The sequence below is a fragment of the Mesorhizobium sp. M2A.F.Ca.ET.037.01.1.1 genome, assembly GCF_003998075.1.
Taxonomy (GTDB): Bacteria; Pseudomonadota; Alphaproteobacteria; order Rhizobiales; family Rhizobiaceae; genus Mesorhizobium.
Map to the genome: position 1 here is coordinate 1 of NZ_RZSA01000973.1, position 2,405 is coordinate 2,405.

General features: G+C 64.0%; 3 protein-coding genes. 2 read left to right on the top strand and 1 reads right to left on the bottom strand.

Annotated features, from left to right (window positions below):
* A partial coding sequence (locus tag EOA27_RS32110) for a Na/Pi symporter (protein ID WP_145970678.1) occupies positions 1-537 on the bottom strand: 537 nt, incomplete at its 3' end.
* 360 nt (positions 538-897) lie between these two features.
* On the opposite strand from EOA27_RS32110, the gene EOA27_RS32115 reads away from it, so the two are divergent.
* Both EOA27_RS32115 and dnaG read left to right on the top strand, forming a co-directional pair.
* A complete protein-coding gene (locus EOA27_RS32115) occupies positions 898-1,263 on the top strand; it encodes an RcnB family protein (protein WP_126081755.1) in 366 nt (121 codons plus the stop codon).
* A 136-nt stretch (positions 1,264-1,399) separates the two neighbouring features.
* The coding region (gene dnaG, locus EOA27_RS32120) for a DNA primase (protein ID WP_127258210.1) at positions 1,400-2,405 on the top strand (1,006 nt) is incomplete at its 3' end.

Genomic DNA, 2,405 nt, shown 5'->3' on the forward strand with positions numbered 1-2,405 from the left:
CAGATAGGTGGTGATGGAGTCGCCGGAGAAATAATTGATGATCAGCGGCATCAGCTGGCTGTTGCGCAGCGGCTCCGACGCCTGGCCGATCATCTCCAGAGACAGGATCAGCAGGCCGACGCCGATCAGGATGCGGCCCGTCTGCCGCCAATCCCGCCGCTCGGTGGCCATGAACATGACCGTGCCAGCGATCAGGCAGAGCGGCACCAAAAGCGTCAGATCGAAGGTGAGCAGCTTGGCCACCAGCGCCGAACCGATCTCGGCGCCGCGCACCGCCAGTTGTCCGGCGGCGCCCGAAACGATGCCGGCGCCGGCGAAGGAGCCGACCAGCAGCGTCACCGCGGTTGAGCTCTGCAGCGCGACCGCCAGGCCGCAGCCTGTGAGCACCGCCATGACCGGATTGCGCATGGTGGCGCGCAGCCTGTGGCGCAGCACGTCACCATAGGCGCGCTCGACCCCTGTCTTCACCATGCGGGTGGCGAACAGCATCAGCGCCACCGCGCCGGCAAGGTGCAGGAGGACGACGGAGCCGCTCACAGCCAACCCCGCGGGGTAGCTCTGGCAGCGCGGAGAGAGGTACGAATCTTAGCCATCTCGAGGCCTGGAAATACACCAATTAAGATTAGCCGGATAATAGATTTTGTAATGCGGGGATCGTCTCCGCTCGACGGCGCATGTCGGAAATGAACGGAAAAGGCATTGGTTGCATGCGCCTGGCGGCTGCGCTTCGCTTCATGCTGCCCAACGCTTGGCGGCGTGGCCCGGGAAATCCGCAGCGTTGTTGAAGCGGCTTGAGCAAGCATCGGAAATCATTACAGAATTGTAATTCTAACGTTCAGTTTCGGTTCATCCGCTGGCGGTTACTCCTGCGTCTATCGACAACAAGGAGTACCGACCATGAAGCGTCTCATACTTTCCGCCGTCACCGCCTCGATGCTGGCCGCCTCGGCCTTCTCCGGCCAGGCCGCGCCGCTCGCCCAGCCGAGCGCGCCGCAGTCGAATTACACGCAGGTCGACTGGCAGAAGCCCGGCCGGCATGTCGACAAGCGGGTCGTCTTGAAGAAGAAGGTCGTAGTTAGGCGCAGCCACTGGCGCAATGGCCAGAAGTATTCCAACTGGAGGCGCCACCAGTCGATCCGCGACTGGCACCGCTACGGCCTGCGCCGCCCGGGCCCCGGCCAGGAGTGGATCCGCGTCGGCAACGATTATGTGCTGGTCAGCATCCTTTCCGGCATCATCTTCGGCGCCATCGCCGCGCGCTAATCCCGGCAATCCGGAAATTCAGAAGGCGGCCATCCGGCCGTCTTCTTTTGGTCTGTGAAAAGCGGGTACGATGGGCCCGACAGAGTCGCAGCGCCCGGCCGGCTTGATTATATGGAGGGCAAACGAGCTTTCTTAGATGCGCTTTCCGCCCGCCTTCCTCGACGAGATACGCGACCGCGTGCCGATTTCATCGGTGATCGGCACGCGTGTCGCGTGGGACAGGAAGAAGACCAACGCGTCGCGCGGCGACTATTGGGCCTGCTGCCCGTTCCACGGCGAGAAAAGCCCGTCCTTCCACTGCGAGGACAAGAAGGGCCGTTATCACTGCTTCGGCTGCTCGGTTTCGGGCGATCATTTCAAGTTCCTCACCGAGCTAGACGGCATGAGCTTCCCCGAGGCGGTCGAGAAGATCGCCGAAATGGCCGGCGTGCCGATGCCGGTGCGCGATGAACGGGAAGAACGGCGCGAGAAGGAGCGCGCCAGCCTGACTGAGGTGATGGAGATGGCGACCGCCTTCTTCCAGGAGCGACTGCAGAGCGCCGACGGTGCTAAAGCCCGTGCGTATCTCAGGGAGCGCGGACTGACGTCGGCGACGCAGCAATCGTTCCGGCTGGGCTATGCGCCCGACAGCCGCAACGCCTTGAAAGAGCATCTCGCCGCCAAGGGCGTGCCGAAGGCCGATATCGAGGCTTGCGGCCTGGTGCGGCACGGCGAAGACATTCCGGTTTCCTATGACTGGTTCCGCGACCGCATCATGTTCCCCATCCCGGATTCGCGCGGCAAGATCATCGCCTTCGGCGGGCGGGCGCTGGCGCCCGATGCCTTGGCCAAATACATGAACTCGCCCGACACCGAGCTCTTCCACAAGGGCAACGTGCTCTACAATTTCGCCCGCGCCCGCAAGGCACTCGCCAAGGGCGGCACGGTGATCGCGGTCGAAGGCTATATGGACGTCATCGCGCTGGCGCAGGCCGGGTTCGAGAATGCCGTGGCGCCGCTCGGCACCGCGCTCACCGAAAACCAGCTCGAGCTGTTGTGGCGCATGGCGCCCGAGCCGGTGCTTTGCTTCGACGGCGACCAGGCCGGGCTGAAGGCGGCGTGGCGGGCGGCCGACATGGCGCTGCCTTCGGTCCAGCCGGAAC

Excerpts from the sequence above, each read along its gene's own strand:
- EOA27_RS32115 (WP_126081755.1), top strand. The coding sequence starts at position 898 with ATGAAGCGTCTCATACTTTCCGCCGTCACCGCCTCGATGCTGGCCGCC.